This is a genomic window from Aetokthonos hydrillicola CCALA 1050, assembly GCF_017591665.1.
Classification (GTDB): Bacteria; Cyanobacteriota; Cyanobacteriia; order Cyanobacteriales; family Nostocaceae; genus Aetokthonos; species Aetokthonos hydrillicola.
In genome coordinates, this window is record NZ_JAAKGC010000275.1 from 1 (window position 1) to 2,639 (window position 2,639).

Annotated in this window: 1 protein-coding gene; it reads right to left on the reverse strand. The window is 43.7% G+C overall.

Annotation, left to right across the window (positions count from 1 at the left end; all coding sequences use genetic code 11):
- Positions 1 to 48: 48 nt before the first annotated feature.
- Entirely contained in the window at positions 49 to 2,127 is a 2,079-nt protein-coding gene (locus tag G4P69_RS36855; protein ID WP_208354778.1) for a DICT sensory domain-containing protein, read from the reverse strand.
- Positions 2,128 to 2,639 lie beyond the last annotated feature (512 nt).

Below are 2,639 nucleotides of genomic sequence, written 5' to 3' on the forward strand. Positions count from 1 at the left end.
GGGCATGGGGCATGGGGCATGGGGCATGGGGCATTAAGGACTTAGTATCTAATCACCTGCTCTTCTGCCCTCCTGCTCCCTAACTTTTGACTTTTGACTTTTGACTTTTGACTTTTGACTTCCCCGCAGGGGCTGCTCCCTGTTCCCTACTCCCTGAGTAGTGGGTACAGTAAAGTGAAATTGGCTACCTTGATTTTTGCCATCTGATTCTGCCCAAATTTCACCGCCCCAGCCATTGACTATTTGACGGCAAATTGCTAAACCAAGACCAGTACCACCAGTTGTACGGCGCAGTGCCCCTTCTTCTTGATAGAATCGGTCGAAAACGACTTCTAGGCGATTGGGTTCGATACCCCGTCCAGTGTCGGTTACAGTGACCTCTACCATTTGGTTGTTGTTGGTTTGGGCTATGATGGCAATCTTTCCTTGTGCTGGGGTGAATTTACAAGCGTTATCTATGAGCTTGGCAAGCACCTCTACCAACCAATCACCGTCAGCTCTGACCAATGGTAAATTTTTGCCAATCTGAGTAAGAATTTCAGGTAGCTTTTCGGTAACTGCACGGGCACGAATACGGCTAAGTGCTAGATCGACGCATTCTTGTAGGGTGAGAGATTCTGGATGCCATTCTACCCGCCCACTTTCTAAGTTAGAAAGAGTTAAGAAATCTTGCACGAGTTTTTGCATCCGTTCTGAATCAGCAAGAGCTGTACTTAGCATTACCTGCTGCAGATCTAGGGGCATATCGGGTTCACTAGCAAGACTTTCCAGGCACACTTGAATTGTGGATAAGGGTGTGCGTAGTTCGTGCCCAGTAATAGCTATCAGGTTACTACGGGTAAGGTCAAGGGCTTCTAGCTGCTGGTTTAGGTCTTCCAAATGGGCATAGGCTTCTGCTTGAATGAGAGCTACACCTACAGAAGTGGCGATCGCCTCAACTAAGTCAAATTGACTAGATTGGAAATCTTGCTGAATTTTATTACAGTAATGTAATTCAACAATACCTAATAAACGCCCTTGATATAAGACTGGTTCAATTACCCAAGAGCGAATATTCAATCTTTCGACAATCTTGGTGAGTATTTTAGATCTCGTAATCCGATCATCAGTGTGAGTATCGACAACACATGTACCCTCAGATGTTTGTACTACTTCTTGAAACAGAGGATTCTTCTCTAAATACCAAGGTTGCCCTAAAACAGAGACAACGCCAGGGCTCAAAAACTCATGTTCAATAATAGCTTGGGTATCGGTTGCTTGAGCACGGTAGATAAGACAGCGAGAAACCCCTAAATTTTGTCCTAGCTCTTGTGCTGCCACTGCCAAAATTTCTTGGGGATTGAGCGATCGCCTGATAGCAATGTTAATAGAGTTAACTAAGCGTTCTTTCCGAGCTTGGGCTGCTATTGAACGGTACGCTTTATGCAGTTTATACTGACTTGCTTGTAGGTAAGTCACCAACCGCTGTACAAATGGGTCGGTATCGATGTCACAAGCATATTCACTTATTTGGCTACCTTGGAATAAACTTTTACTTTTAGTGCCTATCCCAAACCTTTGGCGTGCTTGCTTTACTTTAACAGCTAACTCGGGTCTGTAGATTAAAATTCTCTTCAAGAGGAATTCGGCTACTTTCAAGCTCACTCCCCTTTCTGCTGTCCAAATTCCCTCAAATCTTCGCGTCGTATCCATATCCAGATGGGGGTTAATGTCTGGCTGTTGCTTATTTTTCGCAAGAGATCCAAGGCTTTCTCGGCAAACCAAGCAAGTAGCATAATTTTGGGCAATTACCACCAAATGCCACTCCTGACTTAAGCTATCCTCTGGCTGAAACGCTATTTTTTCGTAATGTTCTGAGCTATTAACAAAATCTGTTTCTGGTGCAGATAGTACATATACTTGATTGCTTCGCTGAGCCAGCCTTTCATATCGGTGAGCTTCTTGGCGGTAAAATCGCTCTCTTTGGAAACTCGCAATGACTAGGGGCTGGTCTAAAGTAGCAGCCAAAACCTGGTCTTCCATTGCATGGGAGAGCGCGGTTAATGAAGCCTTAAAATATAGCTGGGGCCGCAGGTGGGGTAGAGCCTGTAGCAGATCACTCAGCACGGAAGTTGAAATGCTGCTCATCAATTTCTTTAAAAGCCCTATCTGGAAATGATCCACGTCACAGCTGCATTGTACAAATTACAATGGACTCTCAAGTTAACAATATAGTTGCAATATGTAAAGAATCGTAAAAAGTACTTACTAGCTGTATAAAAAGAGGCAGTAGGGAATAGGGAGTAGGGAGTAGGGGACGGAGGGGCAGCTAAACAGGTATTAGTTATCAGTTATCAAGGCGTCTGCTCAAGAGCTTAAACCCAAAGATAAACACATGATTCTTGACTGATAACTGAATAATTGTTTGCTGTTCACTGTTTCGCCTGCTTTCTACTCAGTCTGAACTATCCTCTACACCCTACAGTTACGACTCACATTGAGTTCAAAGTATCAAATAATACTCCATAAGATGCTCTGCCATCATCGGAAACATATCTTCTTTGTATTTTTGCCAGTGTCCAGAGGTTTTAAATAAATCCACTCTAGCGATGTGAGGTGTTACTACTGGCAAATAACCTCGTTTTAGCTGTTCTTTTTGT